General features: G+C 51.2%; 16 protein-coding genes and 1 other RNA gene. 9 read left to right on the top strand and 8 right to left on the bottom strand.

The annotated features are described in order from the left end of the window. Positions 1-6 precede the first annotated feature (6 nt). Both accA and tilS read left to right on the top strand, forming a co-directional pair. On the top strand, positions 7-963 hold the full coding sequence (gene accA / locus ACQ66Q_RS08310; protein ID WP_430456359.1) for an acetyl-CoA carboxylase carboxyl transferase subunit alpha: 957 nt from the start codon (positions 7-9) through the stop codon (positions 961-963). 46 nt (positions 964-1,009) lie between these two features. Continuing rightward, positions 1,010-2,431 (top strand): tRNA lysidine(34) synthetase TilS, encoded by a 1,422-nt coding sequence (tilS, locus tag ACQ66Q_RS08305; protein ID WP_430456358.1) that lies wholly within the window; start codon positions 1,010-1,012, stop codon positions 2,429-2,431. A gap of 1 nt (position 2,432) precedes the next feature. On the opposite strand, the gene ACQ66Q_RS08300 is transcribed toward tilS, so the two are convergent. Together ACQ66Q_RS08300 and ACQ66Q_RS08295 are read right to left on the bottom strand one after the other, a co-directional pair. Then, positions 2,433-3,371, bottom strand: a complete 939-nt coding sequence (locus ACQ66Q_RS08300) for a GGDEF domain-containing protein (RefSeq protein WP_430456356.1) — start codon at positions 3,369-3,371, stop codon at positions 2,433-2,435. Between the two features lie 139 nt (positions 3,372-3,510). Next, positions 3,511-4,650 (bottom strand): patatin-like phospholipase family protein, encoded by a 1,140-nt coding sequence (locus ACQ66Q_RS08295; RefSeq protein WP_430456355.1) that lies wholly within the window; start codon positions 4,648-4,650, stop codon positions 3,511-3,513. 185 nt (positions 4,651-4,835) lie between these two features. Here ACQ66Q_RS08295 and ACQ66Q_RS08290 point away from each other — a divergent pair, with 185 nt between their 5' ends. The 3 genes from ACQ66Q_RS08290 to ffs all read left to right on the top strand — a co-directional run bounded on the left by ACQ66Q_RS08290 (position 4,836) and on the right by ffs (position 6,530). Beyond that, a complete protein-coding gene (locus tag ACQ66Q_RS08290) occupies positions 4,836-5,699 on the top strand; it encodes a DUF3014 domain-containing protein (protein ID WP_430456354.1) in 864 nt (287 codons plus the stop codon). After that, positions 5,696-6,286 (top strand): lysophospholipid acyltransferase family protein, encoded by a 591-nt coding sequence (locus ACQ66Q_RS08285; protein ID WP_430456353.1) that lies wholly within the window; start codon positions 5,696-5,698, stop codon positions 6,284-6,286. The genes ACQ66Q_RS08290 and ACQ66Q_RS08285 overlap by 4 nt, the downstream gene beginning before the upstream one ends. Positions 6,287-6,433: 147 nt before the next feature. After that, positions 6,434-6,530, top strand: an RNA gene (gene ffs, locus ACQ66Q_RS08280) — signal recognition particle sRNA small type. Between the two features lie 48 nt (positions 6,531-6,578). On the opposite strand, the gene rsmS is transcribed toward ffs, so the two are convergent. Both rsmS and ACQ66Q_RS08270 read right to left on the bottom strand, forming a co-directional pair. After that, positions 6,579-6,782, bottom strand: a complete 204-nt coding sequence (gene rsmS / locus ACQ66Q_RS08275) for a pleiotropic regulatory protein RsmS (RefSeq protein WP_430456352.1) — start codon at positions 6,780-6,782, stop codon at positions 6,579-6,581. Continuing rightward, positions 6,779-7,075, bottom strand: coding sequence for a late competence development ComFB family protein (locus ACQ66Q_RS08270; protein WP_430456351.1), 297 nt, complete (start codon positions 7,073-7,075; stop codon positions 6,779-6,781). The genes rsmS and ACQ66Q_RS08270 overlap by 4 nt, the downstream gene beginning before the upstream one ends. Positions 7,076-7,261: 186 nt before the next feature. On the opposite strand from ACQ66Q_RS08270, the gene ACQ66Q_RS08265 reads away from it, so the two are divergent. Then, complete coding sequence (locus ACQ66Q_RS08265) at positions 7,262-8,362, top strand: tryptophan 2,3-dioxygenase family protein (protein WP_430456350.1); 1,101 nt, start codon at positions 7,262-7,264, stop codon at positions 8,360-8,362. Here the strand turns inward: ACQ66Q_RS08265 and ACQ66Q_RS08260 are convergent. Genes ACQ66Q_RS08260 through dinG form a run of 4 tightly spaced genes read right to left on the bottom strand, consistent with a single transcriptional unit; the run spans position 8,359 to position 12,702 of the window. Continuing rightward, positions 8,359-9,285: a histone deacetylase family protein gene (locus ACQ66Q_RS08260; RefSeq protein ID WP_430456349.1), complete on the bottom strand. Its 927-nt coding sequence runs from the start codon at positions 9,283-9,285 to the stop codon at positions 8,359-8,361. The genes ACQ66Q_RS08265 and ACQ66Q_RS08260 overlap by 4 nt on opposite strands. Further along, complete coding sequence (priC, locus tag ACQ66Q_RS08255; RefSeq protein WP_430456347.1) at positions 9,285-9,890, bottom strand: primosomal replication protein PriC; 606 nt, start codon at positions 9,888-9,890, stop codon at positions 9,285-9,287. The genes ACQ66Q_RS08260 and priC overlap by 1 nt, the downstream gene beginning before the upstream one ends. Next, the gene (locus ACQ66Q_RS08250; protein ID WP_430456346.1) at positions 9,890-10,669 is read right to left on the bottom strand and encodes a sulfite exporter TauE/SafE family protein; all 780 of its coding nucleotides are present in this window, start codon (positions 10,667-10,669) and stop codon (positions 9,890-9,892) included. Before ACQ66Q_RS08250 ends, priC begins: the two co-directional genes overlap by 1 nt. Positions 10,670-10,671: 2 nt before the next feature. Next, a complete protein-coding gene (gene dinG / locus ACQ66Q_RS08245) occupies positions 10,672-12,702 on the bottom strand; it encodes an ATP-dependent DNA helicase DinG (protein ID WP_430456345.1) in 2,031 nt (676 codons plus the stop codon). Between the two features lie 421 nt (positions 12,703-13,123). Between dinG and ACQ66Q_RS08240 the strand changes: the two genes are divergently transcribed. The 3 genes from ACQ66Q_RS08240 to ACQ66Q_RS08230 all read left to right on the top strand — a co-directional run bounded on the left by ACQ66Q_RS08240 (position 13,124) and on the right by ACQ66Q_RS08230 (position 21,244). Continuing rightward, positions 13,124-16,063 carry a TonB-dependent receptor domain-containing protein gene (locus ACQ66Q_RS08240; protein ID WP_430456344.1) on the top strand — a complete coding sequence of 980 codons (2,940 nt, stop codon included), beginning with the start codon at positions 13,124-13,126 and terminating at the stop codon, positions 16,061-16,063. 605 nt (positions 16,064-16,668) lie between these two features. Beyond that, positions 16,669-19,533, top strand: a complete 2,865-nt coding sequence (locus ACQ66Q_RS08235) for a TonB-dependent receptor domain-containing protein (RefSeq protein WP_430456343.1) — start codon at positions 16,669-16,671, stop codon at positions 19,531-19,533. 106 nt (positions 19,534-19,639) lie between these two features. After that, positions 19,640-21,244, top strand: coding sequence for a sulfotransferase (locus ACQ66Q_RS08230; RefSeq protein ID WP_430456342.1), 1,605 nt, complete (start codon positions 19,640-19,642; stop codon positions 21,242-21,244). The last annotated feature ends 9 nt before the right edge of the window (positions 21,245-21,253 follow it).

Raw genomic sequence — 21,253 nt, 5'->3', positions numbered from 1 at the left:
CAGTCGATGATGCTGAATTATTTAGAGTTTGAGCAACCGATTGCGGAACTTGAAGCAAAAATAGAAGAACTGCGCAAAGTCAGCCGTAATGGTGAGTTTGACCTGGGCCTCGAAGAAGAGGTGAACAAGCTCAAAGAAAAAAGTCTGACGCTGACCAAAAAGATTTTTGCAGAGTTAGGTCCATGGCAGGTTGCCCAATTAGCCCGCCATCCGCTGCGTCCTTATACGCTGGACTACATCAAACATATTTTTACCGATTTTGATGAACTGGCCGGCGACCGCGCCTTTGCCAACGATCCGGCCATTGTCTGTGGTACTGCCCGTTTAGGCGATCGCCCGGTGATGATTATCGGTCATCAGAAAGGCCGCGATACTGCCGAGAAAATCAAACGCAACTTCGGTATGCCGAAGCCGGAAGGTTATCGCAAAGCGCTGCGCATGTATGAAATGGCTGAACGCTTTAAAATGCCAATTATCACTTTTATCGATACGCCGGGTGCTTATCCGGGCATCGGTGCGGAAGAGCGCGGTCAAAGCGAAGCTATCGCCCGCAACCTCAAAGTGATGGCTGGCCTGAAAGTGCCAGTACTTTGTACTGTGATTGGTGAAGGTGGTTCTGGTGGCGCACTGGCGATTGGTGTTGGCGACCAGGTCAACATGCTGCAATACAGCACCTATTCGGTAATTTCACCGGAAGGTTGTGCCTCGATTCTGTGGAAAAGCGCTGACAAGGCTCCTTTGGCGGCCGAAGCGATGGGCGTGACAGCACCGCGGATCAAAGAACTGGGGCTGATTGATGACATCATCAATGAGCCGCTAGGTGGTGCACACCGGGCCCATGAGCAAATTGCGCAAAGTGTCAAAACAGCACTGCAACGCGACCTGGCCAAGCTGGATAAATTCTCTGTAGCCGAATTGCTGGACCGGCGCTATAAGCGTCTGATGTCCTTCGGTTATTGTTAATTTTGTGTATTGAGGAAAGCCGCCGTAAGGCGGCTTTTTTATCACCATGACCCAACAGCCGGCCGACGAATTGTCTGCAAATGCACCACCTGCGAATGAACTGCCCGCGAATGACGTGCAGATGCATTTACTGCAGCAACGGCTGCAGCAGGCGGTATTGGATGCAGTTCATGCGGTGCCAGCCCGTCAGGTGCTGCTCGCACTTAGCGGCGGCCTGGATTCAATGGTGTTGCTGCATCTGCTGGCAAACTTGCGGCAAAAAGCCGGCTTTTGTTTAAAGGTCGCCCATGTCCATCATGGCCTGCAAGCGCAGGCCGACGAGTGGGCGGCATTTTGTCAGGCGCAGGCAGCAATCCTACAGGTTGACTTTCAGCTATGCCGGGTGCAGCTAGCCGACCCCGCGCGTAATATTGAACAGCAAGCCCGCACCTTGCGCTATCAGGCGCTGGCAGAGCTGCTCACGCCGGACACTGTGCTGATGACCGCGCACCACGCTGACGATCAGCTGGAAACGGTGTTATTGGCGCTCAAACGCGGCAGTGGGTTGCACGGGCTTGCCGCGATTGCCGCACAAAAGCCTGTTGCCGGTACTCAGTTGGTGCGGCCACTGCTATCGTTTAGCCGCACTGAGCTGGAACAATATGCGCAAGCGCAGCAGCTGGCCTTTGTCACAGATCCCAGCAATCAGGATGATAGTTTCGATCGGAATTTCCTGCGCCAGCACGTGCTGCCATTATTGCAGCAACGTTTTCCGGCGATCAGCCAGACCACAGCCCGCAGTTGTCAGTTATTACAGCAAAGCCTTGAATACCAGCAACAGCAGCTGGCTACTGAGCTGACGCAAGTGCTGCGCCACGACCAACTGGATTTAACCCGGCTTGCCCAACTCGACAATCCGGCGCGGGATTTATTACTCAGACACTTCCTCAGCCGCTATGACCTGACGCCGTCTGCCGAACAAACCCGTGAGTTTGTGCAGTGCTTTTTACTGGCTAAAACGGATGCACAACCGCAGCTGCAGTGGGGCGACTGGCAATTGCGCCGCTTTGACGGTTTGTTGTACCTGCTTGATCAAAAAGCTCAGCAGCAAGCTGCGCAACCACCGGCAGAGGGGGCGTTGTTGATGCCGGAGTTACCACTCAATTGGCAGCACTGGCAGTTTTTATGGAATTGTGATGCAAAGACACCTGATGCGACCTGGTCCAGCTTACCGCTGGCCGTCCCTTTGGCAGCGCAACTTCGGCTGACGACGGGTCAGCTCAATCAGCGATTTGCAGCTGCCGGCAACGCGCACAGTAAAGCGCTGAAAGACTGGTGTAAGCAATGGAAAGTGCCGCCCTGGCGACGTGGCTCCATGCCGTTTATCATCGCCGGACAGCAAAACACAGTGGTCGCAGTGCCTGGTTTTGCCAGTCATTGCACGGCAGCACAAGCGGTTAGCTGGCTGCATTTTAAAGCGGAAGTTTAATTCAGGCGTTCATCACTTCTGCGATCGGCTTCGCGTGGATGGCTGCAGTGCGCACCGCATTTTTACCACTCTGCTTGGCGTCATATAACGCCGAATCGGCCCGATTAAACAATGTCTGGGTCGTTTCTTCCGCTTGGTGGGAAGCTAAGCCCGCGCTGGCAGATACACCAAATTTGACACAAATATGGTGCTGGCCAATGGCCTTCACCAGGCGATGTGCAACCAATTCAGCGCTTTGGGCATCTTCTGCAGTTAACAACACGGCAAATTCGTCACCACCAAAGCGGAACAAATTATCACTGGCACGCAGGGTACAGCGCATGGCGTCTGCGACGGCCAGCAACACTTCGTCACCGGCATGATGGCCGAAGTTGTCATTCACTTGTTTAAAGTTGTCCAAATCTAACAGGATCAGCACCATCGGCTGTTGCTTGCGCTCCGTCAGCTGCAGCGCTTTTTGGATCGCATCGTCAAAATACCGGCGATTGCCGAGGCCCGTCAGCGTATCACGCAGGGCCAGTTGCTGGAGCCGGGTGACAATCAACGCGTTGCGCAGCGGGAACAGCCATTGTTGTTCCAATTCCAGCAATTTGCGTTGTTGCATCGGACTGACCGGCAGTTCACTCTGATAAATCAGTTCAGCCAAACATTGTTCATTCAGCACCAGCATACTGCGGTATTCATGCGGGCCATTGCTGGAACCGGCGGCCTTAAACTCGCCGACGGCGGTGCACAGCTGCATTGCCGTCAATGGCAGAATTTTGCCGGCGGCCATCGAGAACATCTGCAATTGCTGGTTGAGTTCCAGCGTGGTTTGCAGTTGTTCCGGCAACGCCGAACTCAGTTTATTGGCGACGGCGGACCACAACGGGCTGCTGGTAATGCCGGCATAGCTGGGTACGTGTTGTAATGACATATCGGAAAAGCTGAACATTTCCATCAGCGACTCCCTGATGTGGATAATAGTTCAGCAAAGCACGTTTTGTGCCACTCAGCGTAAGTGTATGTTTAGAAATGATAATGTATGAAAGTGACGCCTGATAACCATGGCTGTAGCGGCAGCATGCTGCCGCAGATGACTAATTTTTGGCGGCGAGGAAAGTCATCAGTTCGTCCATTTGTTCCATGGCGTCCTGATAACCCAGTTCAATTAAGCGTTTGGTGAAGTTTTTTTCAAACAACAGATAACTGGCCAGACTGGAGTCAGAATGTTGTTTGATACCAATGTTGCGTAATAACGAGCGTATTGCCATCGGCAGCGCCAGAAAATGCTCGCTGGCCAGCGCATTAAAATTCACCGAAGGATTGATCAGGTAACTGTGTACCGGTTTGAGTTCGGACTGGATATTGTGTTGTTGCAACGTCTCCAGTGTTTTATTCACGCGCTGCATCCGTTCTAAATCGGCATTGAGCGTGTCAGAAAAGATACTGTCGAGCAAATGGCCGGCAATGGTGGACAAGTTCGGGTGATGGGGCATCTGTTGCAGATGTTCGCGCCGGCGGGGCTGCTCCAGACCGACAATCAGGATCCGGTCCGCGCCTAAATGGATCGGCGCGCTGAGCGGTGCCAATTGATTGACAGAGCCATCACCAAAATACTGCTGGTTGATGCGCACAGACGGCATCACCAGCGGGATGGCCGCTGAAGCCATCAAATGGTGAATGCCCAGCAATGTGCGTTGACCACAGCGGCGGGAGCGCTGCCATTCGCTGGCATTGCGGCTTTGAAAAAAGGTAATCGAATCACCGCTGTTGTAGCAACTGGCGGTGACTGACACGCTGTCGAGATAACCCCCCATGATATTGCGGTCCAGCCGTTTTAAATCCAGCATGTTATTCAGCAAGATCTTCAGTGGTTTGTTATCCAGCATCGACACCGGTTTATGATTGGCATAATCAGCCTGAAAAGCGCTCAGAAAACCGCGGACCAGATGCCAGGTGGCGCGGATATAATCGGAATAATACACCTGACCGGTATGAAAATTTTTCCACACCCATTCCAGCTTTTTGACGCCGAGCTGAAAGCAACTGGCATAACAGGCGATGGCGGTGCCATTGATCGCGCCTGCAGAAGTGCCGCAGATGATTTGAAACGGAATTTTGCTGTTGCGCGGATATTGTTGTGCTATCGCTTTGAGCACGCCGACCTGATAGGCCGCACGCGCGCCACCGCCAGTCAGTAAAATGGCGGTTTTTTGTGAATTTGTTTTATCTGTCATAGAGATAACAACATACGTCTGAATAGGCTAACTATTAACTATTGCATGGTTTTAAGCAATGCCATCACTGGTCGGGCTAGGTTGGCGACAAGATAAAATTGAAACTTTTCAATCACTTTAATAACTAAAACGACATGGTCTGCGTTAAAGTAATCTGAATAGGTTCACAAGGAGTCGAAGCGTTTATGTCGAATCAACCGAAATCTCGTTCTATATCCTGGATTGCACCGGTGTTGGTGTTGGTGCTGATCGCAGGGGCCGCCTGGTATTTATTAAAACCCGCCCCACAACCTGTGGTGACCGCTCCGGTTACAGTGCCGCCGGCGCCTGTAGTTCCAGTGCCTGCCACGCCTGAACCGGCGGATAAACTGACGCCGGTGCCGACAGGTGAAGATGGCCTGGCTGCTCAGGCTGACGATGCCGGCACTGATCTTGGCAGCGAAACTGAAGTCGCGGCCGCACCGGCGTTGCCGCCGCTGGACCAGTCAGATGCTGTGGTCAAAGAGGCGTTTTTTGGCCTGAAATGGCAACCTGGCCTGGCATCGCTGTTTTTAAATGAAGAGATGATCCGGCGTTTTGTTGTACAGGTCGACAATATCGCGCAGGGGCGTTTAATTGCTGAACAGGCGTTATTCAAAGGTCTCAGCAAAGACTTCGCCGCCAAGGCCAAAGGCCAGGGCTATACGCTTGATAAGAGTAACTATGCGCGTTACCAGCCATATCTGGATTTGCTGGAAAGTGTGCCACCGGAGCAGGTTGGCGCCTTGTATAAGCAGTTTTATCCGTTACTACAAGCAGCATATCTTGAACTGGGTTATCCGGATCAGCAATTTGACGACCGTTTACAGCAGGCGATTAAAATTTTACTTAACGCACCAGAGATCAGCGATGAGCCGGACCTGACGTTACCGTCCGTTCATTATGCTTTTGCCGACGCGGAGTTGGAACAGCTGGGTATGGCGCAGAAACAAATGCTGCGGTTAGGGCAGGCCAATCAACAGCGCTTCAAAATGTTGCTGGTGCAATATCAGTCGGTGTTAAAACGTTGAGTCTGCAGTTGCCTGAATTGGCGCCCGCATTGCCAAGACATGGCAGTGTCCGGGCGCAGCGACTGGGGTATTGGATCCTGCAGCGCCTCGGCTGGCAGGTCCGCGGTAACTTACCGGACCTGCCAAAACTGGTCGCCGCCGTAGCGCCGCATACCTCAAACTGGGATTTTATCGTCGCATTTTCAGCCAGTCTGGCGCTCGGAGTGAAAATCTCGTTTTTGGGTAAGCACAGTATTTTTATCTGGCCTGTGCGGAATTTTCTGCTGCGGTTTGGTGGCATTCCGGTCGAGCGCAGTCAGCGTCATGGTATTGTGCCGCAGCTGGTCGACACGTTTCAGCGCGAGCCTGCGCTGCTGCTGGGTATTGCACCGGAAGGCACGCGGCGGAAAGTGGCACAGTGGAAATCAGGTTTCTGGCATATTGCCAAACAAGCGAATGTCCCGATCCAGCTGATTGGATTGGATTTTAAAACCAAGTCGGTGGTTTTTGGCCCTCTGCTGCAACCCGGTGACAGTTTTGACGCCGATTATCCGCAAATGCGCGCGTTTTTTGCGCAGATGCAGCCACGTATTCCAGAAAACTTTTAACGCGATTTGACCGCTTGTGCTGAAGTTTTGTGCGAGCCGGCAGCTTTTTGTTGCCGCTGGCAGATTTTCGGTTGCAGGCTAAAGCGCTTTTGCGCATAATGCCGCCGCACTCATTGCTGACGCCCGTCAGCAACACTATGGTGGCCTTATTGGTCCTCCCGCAATAGTAGTTCGTGAACCCGGTCAGGTCCGGAAGGAAGCAGCCGCAGCGAATGATCTATGTGCCGGGATGTGGCTGGTAAGGCTACCACCCAAATTCCCCTGAAATTTATCTGAAATCAGCTGTGACAGCTTATTGCTGCGCTTGTTGCTGTGCTTGTTGCTGGTTTTGCAGCTTACGCTGAAAATCTCTGATCACTATGGGCAATGCGGCCAGCACAATGGCCGGGTCAAGCTGATGTTGTTCCAGCAGCATGATGAGGTCGACCGCCAGTTGCACTGCTGGCGGCGCTTGCTCTAGTGATGTATGGTCCGGAGATGGATGGTCGGTGGTCATGCTTCGGCAGGGGCAACCGGATCAATTTTTTTATTATCCGGGCTGTCGAGGAATGCTCTGGCTTTACTGACAGCTTCCTGCACCCGCGTCACCATTTCAAACCGCTCGGTTTGTGGCAGGTAAAACGCCATATCTACTTCATAACGAATGTATTTACACGGCAACTGATTCAGCACGATACAACACAAATCGGCCAGGTATTCACTGTCATGGTCATCACTGAGCCCGAGTTCACTGAGGTGATCCAGCATCAGTTTTTCATAATAATTATGGATATCGTCATGTAATTTCATCAACTACTCCCGCGAGTTGGGTTAAATCTGCCAGCAGGCCGCCGGTATCGACCCAGCATAACCATTAGTTGGCAAAAACGCCACCGGACTGACCAGCGTCATCTGGTTGGCACGTCTGCTGACAGACGTTGATGCTCAAGTTAGACTAGTTCGTCTTCCTCAGGGCCTAAGGCCGGACTTATAATAATGCAAAAAAATACCACCCCCTGCTACTACGGCGATTATCTGCAACTCGACAAAATCCTGGCAGCACAAGCGCCGGAAAGTGCCCGCTATGGCAATGAAGCGCATGACGAAACCTTGTTTATCGTGGTGCATCAGGTGTACGAGCTCTGGTTCAAACAAATTCTGCATGAATTAAAAGCGGTGCTAACCGTATTCGCTGAACCGGTGATCCATGACCAGCAACTGACTGGCGTGGTGCATAAACTTAAACGGGTTATTACCATCCAGCAGCTGTTAAATCAGCAGATTGGTGTGATGGAGACGATGACGCCGCAAGACTTCATGTCGTTTCGCGACTATCTGGTGCCGGCATCCGGCTTTCAGTCGGTACAATTTAAGATGCTGGAAATTGGTCTGGGCCTGAAAAGTGAATTCCGCATCGATTTTGACAAAAACTCGTTTTATAACCGCCTGAACGACAAAGACCGCGAGTTCCTGCAAAGCTTTGAAACCCTGCCATCGTTATTTGAGCGAGTACAAGCCTGGCTGGAACGGATGCCATTTCTCGAATTCGGCGATTTCAGTTTCTGGCAGATGTACCAGCAGGTCACTGCACAAATGCTCGATGAAGATCAGCAAACGGTTGAATCTATTGCCGCACTGGCAGCGCCGGAGCGGCAATTGCAGTTAGATGAGATTGAGCGCACCCGCGCCAAATTCAGTGCTTTACTGGATGCAGACAAATATGCGGAGCTTCAGCAGCAAGGCAGTTTCCGCTTAAGTCAGCGTGCCATGCTGGGCGCTTTGTTTATCAGTCTGTATCAGGAAGAGCCGGTGTTTAACCTGCCATTCCAGGTGCTGACCTGTCTGACTGAAATCGACGAAAACCTGACGATCTGGCGTTATAAACACGCGATGATGGTGCAGCGGATGCTTGGGACCAAAATCGGTACTGGTGGTTCCAGTGGCCATGACTATCTGAAACGCACGACCGAGAAAAACCGGATTTTCACGGACCTGTTCCATATGGCGACGTTTTTGGTGCCCAAAGCCAGTTTGCCGCTGTTACCGGCACCGGTGCGACGTCAGTTGGGGTTTTATTTCTCCGGGGATCCGGCCTAATCCCAATCCAATTGCTGCGCCGGCGCATAGACGGCGCAAGCAGCGCGGAATAATTGGCTGTGCACTGCGGTCAGTTTGCTGATATCTCGTTGGTAACCGCCGCCAATCACTGCCGCTACCGGGATCTGCAAGGCACGACAGCGCTCAAAGACAAAATGATCGCGCTGAAACACGCCTGCTGTGGAGACCTGCAACAGGCCTAAATCGTCATCCTGATGGATGTCGACGCCGGCATCATACAACACCAGGTCGGGTTGATGCAGGTGCAGTAGATAATCCAGACTGGTTTTGACCGCGTCCAGATAGTCCTCGTCGCCACAGTGCGTTGGTAAAGCAATATCCCAATTAGATTGTTGTTTGCGTGCCGGGAAATTTTTCTCGCCGTGCAGAGATGCCGTAATGATGGTGGGATCATCGGCAAACAGCAGGGCAGTGCCGTCACCTTGATGTACATCACAGTCGAAAATCAGCACTTTTTCGACACCTTGTTGCCGCGCGGCTTTTGCCGCCACGGCCAAATCATTAAACAGGCAAAAACCGGCGCCTTCTTCGGCAAAGGCATGATGATAGCCGCCACTCAGGTGCAGCGCGATACCATGGTTGAGAGCCAGTTGCATGGTGCGGACGGTGCCCCCAACCGATTGCAGACTGCGCTGCAGCAAAAATTCCGACCAGGGAAAGCCAATCCGTCGCATTGCTTTGCTGTCGAGTCGGCCATGACACAACGCATCGATATAATCTGGATGATGAACGAGGCCAAGTTGTGCCGCGGTTGCCGGCGGCGCATCCAAATCAAACCAGACTTCCGGCAGACCGACCCGCAATAAATGCTGATAAATCGCACGATACTTACCAATCGGGTAGCGATGGCGCTCAGGCAACACCAAATCGCTGTAGCATTCGTGGTAGACCAGCGGCAGCATCAGGATTTACGCCCACGCTGCTCGTACCACTGGATCTCGGCTTCCAAAGCACTGATGGCTTTGCGGCAACGGCCAAGCCGGGCATGCAAAGCCAGCTGCACGGCGGGTGGTTGTTGCTGCTGGGCGGATTCCTGCACCATGTCCTGCAAACGACGCTCAAAACCACGATATTCGGCCAACTGCTGATGCATGGCCTGCGCAGTGCCGCCCAGTTGCGCTAGTAACTGACCGGCCTGATGTCGCGCCACTGTTGCCGGTGCAGCTTTGCTGCGCGCTGCGCGCCATTTCGGCGCCTGTTCTTTTTGCCGAACATCCTGGCTGGAGAAGGCCTGCATCAGTGCCTGCACCTGTGCAGCAAGTTTTTCACACAACATTTGTTGCGATTGCAGAGCTTGCGGTTTATCTAGGTAGGTTTTAATCCGCTGACACAGCTGCATACTTTCTTGTACATAGTCGAGTAAATGGCGCGAACGGGTCTGAAATAACTGACTTGAAAAACAATCGCGTTGCTGCCAGTCCGGTAAATGCTGATCAAGCTTGCCAGCCCGTGCTGCCAGAGTCAGCAACTGGTGTTCGAGTTGTTGCAGCAGTTGCTGAGCCGCCATCAGATCTGACTCCATTGTTGCCACAACAGCCGGGTCGCAATCGCCATGACCATCAAAATAAACAAAGGCTTTATTAATTTGCTGCCAAAACGGATCGCTGTGTGGGCCCCAAGATAAGAACCGGCCATCAGGCAAATGCCCATCGCAATCCCAAGCTGGTAATGGATATGTCCTAACAAGCCGAAAGTGACTAATGCGACGCCATTGGAAACAAAATTCATGGTGCGGGCGAGGCCACTGGTCAGCAGCAGATTGATTTTATACAGCGCCATGCTGGACACCATCCAAAATGAACCAGTGCCAGGTCCGGCGATCCCGTCGTAGAAACCCAGCACGAATCCCTGACTGCGTTGGGTCCAGATATGCTTACGGTTTTGCAGCGGTAATTGCTGCTGATCATCACGTGGCACTTTAGCAAATAAACTATAAATGGCTGCCAGCAAGATTAATACCGGCAGAACTTTTTCCAACGCGCTTTTACTGATTTGATCCACCACCAGCACGCCGATACAGGCGCCAATCGCGGTTGCCAACAGTGCATGACGCCAGAAACCCGGGTCAAACAGCTTTTTCTTATAATAAGTGTAAGAAGCAGTCAGCGAGCCAAAAGTTGCGGCCAGCTTGTTGGTGCCCAGCACCAGATGAGGGGGTAATCCTGCAGTCAGCAGAGCCGGCACAGTTAATAGACCACCGCCGCCGGCAATGGCATCAATAAAACCGGCGATAAAGGCAACAGCACAGAGCAAAGCCAGCGTGGTGGGGTCGAGCAGTACTTCCATGATTATTCATCTATCTGACGTTGAAAGGGCGGCAGGGCATTTAACATGGCGCTGCCATAAGATTTGCTGACCAGCCGGCGGTCGAGGATCACAATCCGGCCATAATCCTGTTCCTGGCGCAGCAGTCTACCACAGGCCTGCACCAGTTTGCGTGCGGCGGCCGGTACTGCCAGAGTCAGAAAGGCATTGCCGCCGCGTTTGGTGATGGCTTCTGCCATAGCTGCTTCAAACGGCGAGGTGGGAACGGCGAAGGGTAATTTGGTGATCACCAGGTTGGTCAGTAGTTTGCCCGGCAAATCCAGGCCCTCGGAAAAACTCTGTGTGCCAAACAAAATACTGCCACTGCCGCCATCAATTTTACTTTTGTGCAGGTCGAGCAGCGCCTGCCGACTGGCTTCACCTTGCACTAACAGACTCAGCCCCTGCTGGCGCAAGGCTGCAGCGACCTGTTCCATTTGCCAATATGAGGCAAACAACACCAGATTGCCGGCATCGGGCTGTAAAAAACCAGCGAGACGGCGGCAGAGCTCGTCAGTAAAAGCATCTGCGGTGGGCTCTGTGTTCAGCCGCGGAATGTGGATCAAGCCGCGTTCGCGAAAAGCAAACGGCGAAGCGACTTCGAGCTGGCGCAGACCCGGATGATCGGTCAGGCCTAGCTCGCGGCTGATATGCGCAAAACTGCCAAGCGTTTTTAATGTGGCCGAACATAACAACACCGCCTGGGCCTGACTAAATAACAAATCTTCTAACTGAAAACTGACCGATAACGGGCAGGCATGACCACTGATATGCTGGGCGTCCGCTTCCAACCAGCGCGCCTGATTGACATGTTGTTGTGATTGGTTCCAGCAGGCCCAAAGTTCAGCCTGACTGCTGAATTTTTGTTGTAACTGACTCAGTTCCTGCTGCAGGCTGGCCAAAGAAGTGGTGGACAGTTTGCCGTCATTGGCCACTTCGAGCAGTAACTGAAACAGTTTGTCGATCGATGTCAGCACCTTCTGACTGCTGTCACGCAGCGGCTCTGCTTGGCGTTGCAGTAAATCCGGTAATATCGCATCAGCGAACCTGACATGGGGTTCATCGCCGGCTGCAGCGCGGAATAGCGCTGCGATTTGGCGTTGCACCGGTTGGTAGTGACCAAAAAACTCATCGGTTGCGTCAGCAAGCCGCAGCAACTCGCCAATGGCAGCATGTTGCGGCAACAGCTTGTTGAGCATTTGTTTCAGTTTTTGCACTTTGTCTTGCCACAGACTGGCTTCGCTGCTGAGTAACGCGCGTGCCGAGAAATAATCCCGGCCCACATCAGCCAGATGGTGGGCTTCATCAATGACGTAAATGCAGTCTTCGGGAGCCGGCAACACACTACTGCCGGCATCAAGGTCAGCCAATAGCAAAGCGTGGTTCACCACCAGAACCTGACTGTCATCAATTTCAGCGCGAGCCAGATGGAAAGGGCAGTTGCGGTGCGCGGCATGCTGCCGTGGACAGTGATAGGCATCGGCTTGTAGCAATTGCCAGCTGGTTTCCGGCAATGCTTCGGGTAGAGAATCGCGATCCCCCAGCCAGCTGCGGCTTTTCCAGTCCTCCAGCAAACGGGCCAACTGACCTAACTGCGCCTGGGCAAATAATTCAGGTTGCTGAATTTGCTGCTGCAGGCGCTGGATGCAGGCATAACGCTGGCGACCTTTAACCAGACTGAACTGGAAGTCTATGCCGCTATGTTTTTGAAAGAATGGTAAATCTTTATTCACCAGCTGTTCTTGCAGCGCTACCGTGGCGGTCGCAATCACTAAGGTTTTTTTCTGTGCCAGTGCCAATGGAATGGCGGCCATCAGATACGCCAGTGATTTGCCGGTGCCAGTGCCGGCCTCAATCAAACCAATTCGGTCGTGGTTGTGATAGCTACCGGCCAAAATATTGGCCATCTCAGCGACCAACTGATTTTGACCTGGCCTTGGCTGATAGCCCGGCAGGTTTTCTTTCATTTGTTGGTGAATGGAACGGATTTGTTGTTTCAGCGCATCGCTCAGCATAAGAAGATCTGTATGAAATTACAGTACGTCAGTCTAATGTGCTGAATGCCTCTGCGGCAAACTAATTTGCAGATTTCGAATGGTCAGACCAGATATTTGCGACAAAATTAATACCCATACAAATGTTAATTAATTCGCAAAATTTTGGTTTTTCTGCGAATGTGGTTCGTACGTAAGTAATTGTATCTGAAAATTAAATTGGGTTAAGCGGTGGTGATTTTGTTTTTGTTCACAAATGTAAGAACGGATGTCATGACCTGTTTGATGTGATGAAGTTCCCTGTAAATGCATTGACCTTAAAAATAAAATCCGATATTTATGCTGCCAGTATTGTGTTAGGTCCCGATACTTTTCGTTAATACGCCGGTATTAACTTTACAAATAGAATCACTTTCCTTAAGTGGTCCAGGGAGAAAAATCAATGTTTACAAATACCAAAGTTACCCACGCGGTTCGATTGGCACTGGTATTCGGTGCTGCTTCTACAGCTGCTCTGAGCACTAATGCTGTTGCTCAGGAAACTGAAGAAGCGAAAAAAGTAGAACGGATTGAAGTGACAGGTTCTCGTATCAAACGTACTGATATGGAAACCGCACAGCCAGTACTGGCAATCAGCCAGGAAGATATTTCTCGTTCAGGTCTGGTCAGCGTCGGTGACGTATTAAAAGAAATTTCAACCAACGGTGCCGCTTTAGGCTTACAAACCAACAACGGTAACACGGGTGGTGCATCGCGCGTCAACCTGCGTAACTGTTCATCAAACCGCACGCTGGTTCTGGTTAATGGCCGTCGCTGGGTGGCTGACCTGAATGGTGCAGTGGACTTATCAACAATCCCACTGGCTGCAATCCGCTCTGTAGAAATTCTGAAAGATGGCGCATCTTCAATCTACGGTACCGATGCAATGTGTGGTGTTGTAAACATCATCACTAAAAACGACTTTGATGGTGCAGAAATCTCTGCCTACAACGGTCAGACGTCTTTTGAAGATGGCAAACGTGAAACTTATTCTGCGACTTTCGGTACTTCTACCGAGAAGTCAAACGCCCTGATCAACGTCAGCTACACCAAGCAAGAGCCAATCATGGGCGGCGATCGTGAGATCTCTTCAGTGCCTATCTATGGTCTGCCAGCAAACGTTTCGATCAACGGCGGTCGCGCATCACCAACGACTCCATATGGTCAGTTCCCGGTCAATGGCGTATCGATGACGCTGGACCCGAGCAAAGCTGGTTGTGTTGCAAACAAAGTTTGTACTTCAACAGCTGACTTCAGACCATTTAACGGCAACACAGATGGTTATAACTTCGCACCAGTGAACTATATCCAACAACCTTCTGAAACACTGTCTCTGTACGCGCAAGGTGGTTATGCCATCACCGATACACTGAACTGGAAAACAGAAGTACTGTTCAACGAGCGGACTTCAACTGCACAGCTGGCGGCTCAGCCATTAAGCGGCACGCCAATGGTGGTTGACGCAGCCAACATGTACAACCCGTTCAAAACCCGTATTTCTGGTGCGTCTTTCCGCCCAATCGTTTCTCCACGTGTATTTGGTGCAGAAGTGGATACCTGGCGTTTTGGTACCAGCTTAGATGGTGAATTTGAACTGGTAGACCGCACCTTCACTTGGGATGCGGCAGCGACTTACTCTGACAACTCATTCGTTGCACTGAAAGAAGGTTTCTTCCACTCGGGCCGTTTCACTACAGCGATGGGTCCATCTTTCGTGAATGCGCAAGGTGTACCGACTTGTGGTACCGTGGCTGCGCCAATTGCTGGTTGTGTGCCATTTAACGTATTCGGTGGTCCAACAGGCGTAACACAAGCCATGCTGGATTATGTATCTGTAGCACCACGCGACTTAGCTTACGCCAAAATGTGGGACTACTCGGCCAACATCACCACAGACCTGTTTGAACTGCCAGCTGGTATGGTTCAGGTAGCTGCTGGTACTGAGATCCGCCGTGAATCAGGTTTCACCAGCCCAGAGCCGCTGACTGTATTAGGTCAGGTATTGGGTGATAACGCTGCAACCCCAACCAAAGGTGGTTATGGCCTGAAAGAAGTGTACCTGGAAGCAAACCTGCCATTACTGGCAGATATGACCATGGTTGAAAGTCTGGACCTGTCAGTTTCTACCCGTTATTCAGATTATTCTACCTTTGGTGACACCACCAACAGCAGCTATAAACTGACTTACCGTCCAACATCTGAAGTGATGTTCCGCGCCAGCTTTAACGAAGGCTTCCGTGCGCCATCCATTCAGGAACTGTACCAAGGCATGAACGACTCGCGTCCAACCGCGAATGATCCATGTTCAACGCCACCAGCAGGTTCAGCACCAATTGCTGCCGATATCGCTGCACGTTGTGCCGCAGCCGGTGTACCAGTTGGTTTCGTGCAGAAACTGCCTCAAATCCAGGCAAAAGTAGGTGGTAACCCAGATCTGCAACCAGAGACTTCTGAGTCATGGGCCGGTGGTGTGGTGTATAGCCCAGACTTCATCGAAGGTCTGAGCCTGACATTAGACTGGTATAGAATCGAAATCGCTAATGCGGTTGGTTCATACAGTGCACAACGTGTATTTGATGGTTGCTACAAAGAAGGCGATGCCAAGTACTGTCAGCTGTTAACTCGTGACAAAACTGGTGCTCTGAACGGCAACATCGGTGAAGTTGACTTTATGGCTCTGACCAACCAGAACTTCAAAGGTGGTTCACATGTAGAAGGTGTCGACCTGAACATCGATTACCGTTTCACCACTGACTACGGTACCTGGCGCATCAACAACGATAACGCTTACGTGATCTATGATGGCTCACTGGGTAAACTGAAACGTGGTGAGCTGACTCAGGACGGTTCTTTGTCTTTAGGTAACGCTTCAGGTCGTCTGACTGCTGGTGCGTCTGGTGGTGGTACAGCTTACCGTCTGAAGTCAAACACGACTCTGACGTGGAGCAAAGATGACTGGAACGCATCTGTCACAGCTCAGTACCTGGGTAAACTGACCGAAGAATGTAACCTGGTTATCGGTGTTGCGAATGGTCTGAAACAACCAGCACTGAAAAACCTGTGTTCAAACCCGGACGGTACCCGCATGGGCTACACACTGTCTAATGGTCAGCCAAAAGAAGTACCAAACGAAGCTTGGGCAACCAACGAGCTGAAAGCGACTGTGTACTTCGACGGTCAAATCGGCTGGACTTCACCTTGGAACAGCGATATTTCAGTTGGTGTGCGTAACATTTTCGACAAAGAACCACCGGTTGCTTACTCAGCATTCGCGAACTCTTTCGACCCGAACTACCGTACACCAGGCCGTTTCTACTACGTGAGCTTCACTCAGAAGTTCTGATAGATTCAGCATTGAACTGTTAAAAAAAGCCGGCTGATGCCGGCTTTTTTATTGAAAGCAGTTTTAGCGCTTCAGTTGCACATAGCCTTTTGGTATTGATTTGACGACAGTTGGACTGTGTTAAAAGCGCAATAAGAACTGTTATCAGTCATACACAAGAAATTTAGCGCTTTGAACTCAGAATTGTAACAATGTTCTGCAGATTTAATCTGTACTGAATTTTTTACACGGTTAAATTTCAAGCAAACAGTCATACGGCTGAAAAATTCATTTAATCACTGCTAAAAATCGGTAATTTACCAAAAAAGCCCGCCTAGTTAACAGATAAAAAACATAATTACCCGTTATTGTTTTCCTTTCATTCGAATCTTCGCATATTCCCTGTAAGCGGCACGACTACTGGCTTGGCGAATAGTTCCCTGTATCTGCAAATCTCTGTGGGAATTTGTGTAAAAGCGGTTGACCCGTTTAAAAAAATACTCTTATTATCCAGTGGTCAGTTTCCGTGCATAGCGGAAAAAATTGCCCGAACTACCAGTATGGCGGGTAATGCCAGTTGACTTACAGACAACAAAATCACTGCTAAGTGGTCCAGGGAGATAATAATGTTTAGTAACAATAAAACAGCAAATGCCGTGCGTATTGCCCTTGCATTCGGCGCAGCTTCAACAGCAGCCTTTACCTCAACTGCTGTGTCTGCTCAAGAGCAGACTGAAGAAGCGAAAGACAAAGTAGAACGTATCGAAGTTACAGGTTCACGGATTAAACGTACCGACATTGAAACTGCCAGCCCGGTACAAATCACTTCTGCGGAAGACATCAAACTGTCAGGCTTCACCAAAATCGAAGATTTGATGAACAGCCTGCCGCAAATCGAAGCGTCAGAAACTTCATTCCAGGCTAACGGCGCCTCAGGTAACGCGACACTGGACTTACGTGGTCTGGGTGCTCAGCGTACATTAGTGCTGGTCAACGGCCGTCGTCTGCAACCAGGTGGTATCTACAACGCCGGTGCAGCTGACGTTAACCAAATCCCTTCAGCCCTGGTTGAGCGCGTCGAAGTGCTGACCGGTGGTGGTTCAGCCACTTACGGTGCGGATGCGGTTGCTGGTGTTGTTAACTTCGTGATGAAAAAAGATTTCGAAGGCATGGAACTGACCTTAGGTGGTTCAGGTTACCAGCATGACAACGACAACAAATACATTCAGTCTCTGATGGACAAACGTAAGTTCACTTACCCTACAGGCAGCTCAGGTATTGACGGTAAGACCGGCAATATCGACCTGACTCTTGGCGGTTCATTAGGTTCAAAAGGTCACGTGACTGCATATGCAACTTGGCGTCAGGTTGATGAACTGCGTCAGGAAGCCCGTGACTATTCAGCCTGTGCCTTAAACAACGCCGGTGATGCTTGCGGTGGTTCAGGTAACGCGGTAGTGCCTAACTTCTACTTCTACCCGGTAGTTAACGGTGCTACTAACTATGACAAGGAACAGTTCTGGACGCTGAACTCAAGCAGCCAGTTCATTCCTTCAGTAGGTAACATCTACAACTACGCACCTATCAACCACTTCATGCGTCCGGACGAGCGTTACACTTTAGGTGCGTTCGCCAACTATGAAATCAGCGAATATGTTCGCCCCTACTTAGAAGTGTCGTTCATGAACGACCGTACTGTGGCGCAAATTGCTGAATCAGGTACTTTCTACGCGGAAGAATATCATTTAGATATCAACAACCCGTTGTTCAGCGATGCACAACGTGGTCAATTCCGTACCGCGTTCGGTAACGACGTGAAAACAGTTGCCGCTTATATCGGTAAACGGAACACAGAAGGCGGCCCACGTCAGTCAGATCTGGAACACACCTCTTTCCGCGTGGTCACTGGTACTGAAGGTATCATCAACGATACATGGTCTTATGACGTGTCATTCCAGCACGGTGTCACCACTTCTGGTGTTGCTTACCTGAACGACTTCTTCGGCCCACGTATCGCTCAGGCGTTAAGTGCTGAAGGTGCTGATCCATGTACTGGTTCATGTATTCCTTACCAAGTATTTAAGTATCAGGGTATCACTGGTGCTCAAGCAGCTAACCTGACAGGTACTGCAGTCATGAAAGGTGTGACTTCAGAAACAATCCTGAACGGTTTCGCATCAGGTGAATTGGGCTTTACTCTGCCATCTCACTCAATGCCAGTCGCTGCTGTAATCGGTGTTGAACACCGTGAAAACAAATTCGAACGTACTGCGGACGAAGTATTTGCCAAAGGCTTACTGTTAGGTCAGGGCGGCCAGACTCCTTCTATCGAAGGTGGTTACACCGTGAAAGAAGTGTTCGGTGAATTAAGCATCCCGCTGGTTGAAGAAGTTGGTATCTTCAAAGATGTTACTTTAGGTCTGGGTGGTCGTTATTCAGATTACTCAACTTCAGGTAGCGAGCCAACTTACAAAGCTGAACTGGACTGGACTCCGATCGACGACTGGAAAATCCGTGCCAGCTACAACCGTGCAGTTCGTGCACCAAACGTTGGTGAACTGTTCGCACCGCAAACCAATGGTCTGTGGGGCGGTACTGACGGCTGTTCAGGCGCAACTCCGAAATACTCAGCTGCACAATGTGCGCTGACCGGTGTGTCTGCAGCACAGTACGGCAAAATTTCTGCCAGCCCGGCTGGTCAGTACAACGGCGTATTCGGTGGTAACCCGGATCTGAAACCAGAAGTTGCAGATACCATGTCTTTCGGTATCGTTGGTCAACCACTGGATAACCTGAACCTGTCAATCGACTACTGGGATATCCAACTGGATGAAGTTATCGGTAACGTGTCTGCTCAGCTGACTGTTGACCAGTGTGCTACGACAGGTGCTGCTGCGTTCTGTAACAACATCAAACGTGCTCCTACAGGTAGCCTGTGGTTAGGTAACGCTGGTTTCGTTCAAGCAACGAACATCAACTTAGCCAGCCGTCACTGGCGTGGTATTGACGTTAGCTCTAACTACGAACAAGAAGTGTTCGGTGGTAAACTGACCGTCAAGATGATCGGCTCTATCAACATAAAGAAAGAGTACGAATCACTGCCAGGTAACGACTCAGCCACTTATGACTGTTCTGGTAACGTCAGCATCGACTGTTTCGCTCAACCAAAATGGCGTCACACTCTGTCAGCAAGCTACACCACAGGTGACTGGTGGTCAGCTACTGCGAAATGGCGTTACTATGGTCAAGTTGACTACGAGGGAACTACTGATAAGTTGATCCCAGATGGCATCAGCGCTCAGAGCTACCTAGACTTAGTTGGTTCATTCGATCTGAACGACCATGTTAGCTTACTGGCCGGTGTGAACAACGTACTGGACAAAGAACCACCAATGGTTGGTCTGACTCTGTCTACAAACGCGAACACCGTATCAGGTTACTACGACACTCTGGGTCGTTACCTGCACGCCAGCGTAACAGTTCGCTTCTAATCGAAGTTGAACGATGAAAAAGCCGGCTTTTGCCGGCTTTTTTTATAGATAAATAGCGCTGAATTTCAGCGGTAGCGACGCGTTTTTATTTTCTCCGGATTTTTTCATGAGCAACGAACTTCATCTGCAGGCATTCCTGCAGCTCGCCCCGCGTGCATGGCAAGCGTTGCGACAACAGCAATATGATCTGGTCGCTGATTTCCTGCAGCAGCATTCATTGGATCATCCGCAGTGGCGCGTGTTGGCACTGGAGCTGGCGTTGGCGCGCGGTCAATCCGTTCAGGCCGACCAGCTATTTGCCCAGATCTGTCAATCTGATACCGATGTGAGTGCGGTGGCACTGCGGATGGCACAGGTCTATCTGACACAACGCCGGCGAGGCGATTGCCGCAAAGCTTTGCTTGAAGTGGCGAAGGCACCACTGGCAGATGCCGGTTTTTACCGGGCTGTGGCTGCAGTATTCAGTGCGCTGGACGATCCGGCGCAGGCCTTACCCTGGCTGGAGCAAGCCGTACGCTGGCAGCCACAGGATGCCGCGCTGCGTTTTGACTTGGCGCTGGCACAGTTTTTCCTGAATCAAATGACCGCGGCTGCACAAAATCTGACGCAAGTCCTGCAGCAGCTACCACTGGCCGGTAATGTGCTGCATTTGCGTTCTGCCGCGCGCACGGCAAGCGATTCTGATAATCATATTGCTGATTTGCAACAACGGCTGGCGGAGCCTGGGCTCAAGCCACAAGATGCGGTTGGCGCGGGTTATGCGCTGGCGAAGGAGCTCGAAGATGTCGGGCAATATGCCGCAGCGTTTGCAGCGTTGCGTCAGGCCACGAGCTGGAAACGCCAACAAATAAACTATGACGCTCACAGTGAATTCGCGACTTTTGCCGCGATGCGGCAGCATTTTACCGAAGATTTTTTTGCCGGCAGCCGCGAAGACTTAGCCTCTACTGCAGCCAGTCATGCGCTGAAACCAATTTTTATTCTTGGCATGCCACGCACCGGCACCACTCTGGTAGAACGGATCCTGGGGCAACATCCGGATGTGATTTCCATCGGTGAATTTCCGGATTTTCCGCTGGAAGTTGGCGCGCTGGCCCAGCAGGTCCAAGGGGCATCATCCCGCGTGGCCGCCGCGTTGCAAATGGATTATGCCGAACTGGGGCAACGTTATTTACGTCAGGCCGCTGACATGGCCCAGGGCAAACCGATTTTCATCGACAAATTGCCGTTTAACTTTATTTATGCCGGACTTATTAAGAAGGCGTTGCCACAAGCCCGCATTATTCATCTGGTGCGTGACCCGCTCGATACCTGTTTTGCCGTGTATAAAACGCTGTTTAATCAGGTCTATTCTTTTTCTTATCAGCTGGATGAGCTGGCAGATTATTTTATCGAATACAAAAAACTGATGGCGCATTGGCACCAGGTGTTGCCGGGGCAAATTCTCGACGTGCACTATGAACAAATGGTGGCTGAACCCGAAGCGCAGGCCAAACGTGTTTTGCAATGGTGTGATTTGCCCTGGCAGGACGACTTGCTGCAGTTTCATCAGGCGAAATCGGCGTCAACCACCGCCAGTGCAGCGCAGGTGCGCCAGCCTATCCATAACAAATCGGTGCAGAAATGGCGGGCATTTGCTAACGAGCTGGCACCGGTGCGGCAACGTTTGTTTGCTGCCGGACTTATTGATGCCGATGGTAATCCTTGCTGATAGCGGCGG

The organism is Rheinheimera sp., assembly GCF_965283995.1.
GTDB lineage: Bacteria > Pseudomonadota > Gammaproteobacteria > Enterobacterales > Alteromonadaceae > Pararheinheimera.
The sequence above is the reverse complement of the archived record's forward strand: the minus strand, read 5'-3'. Positions and strand labels throughout refer to the sequence as shown.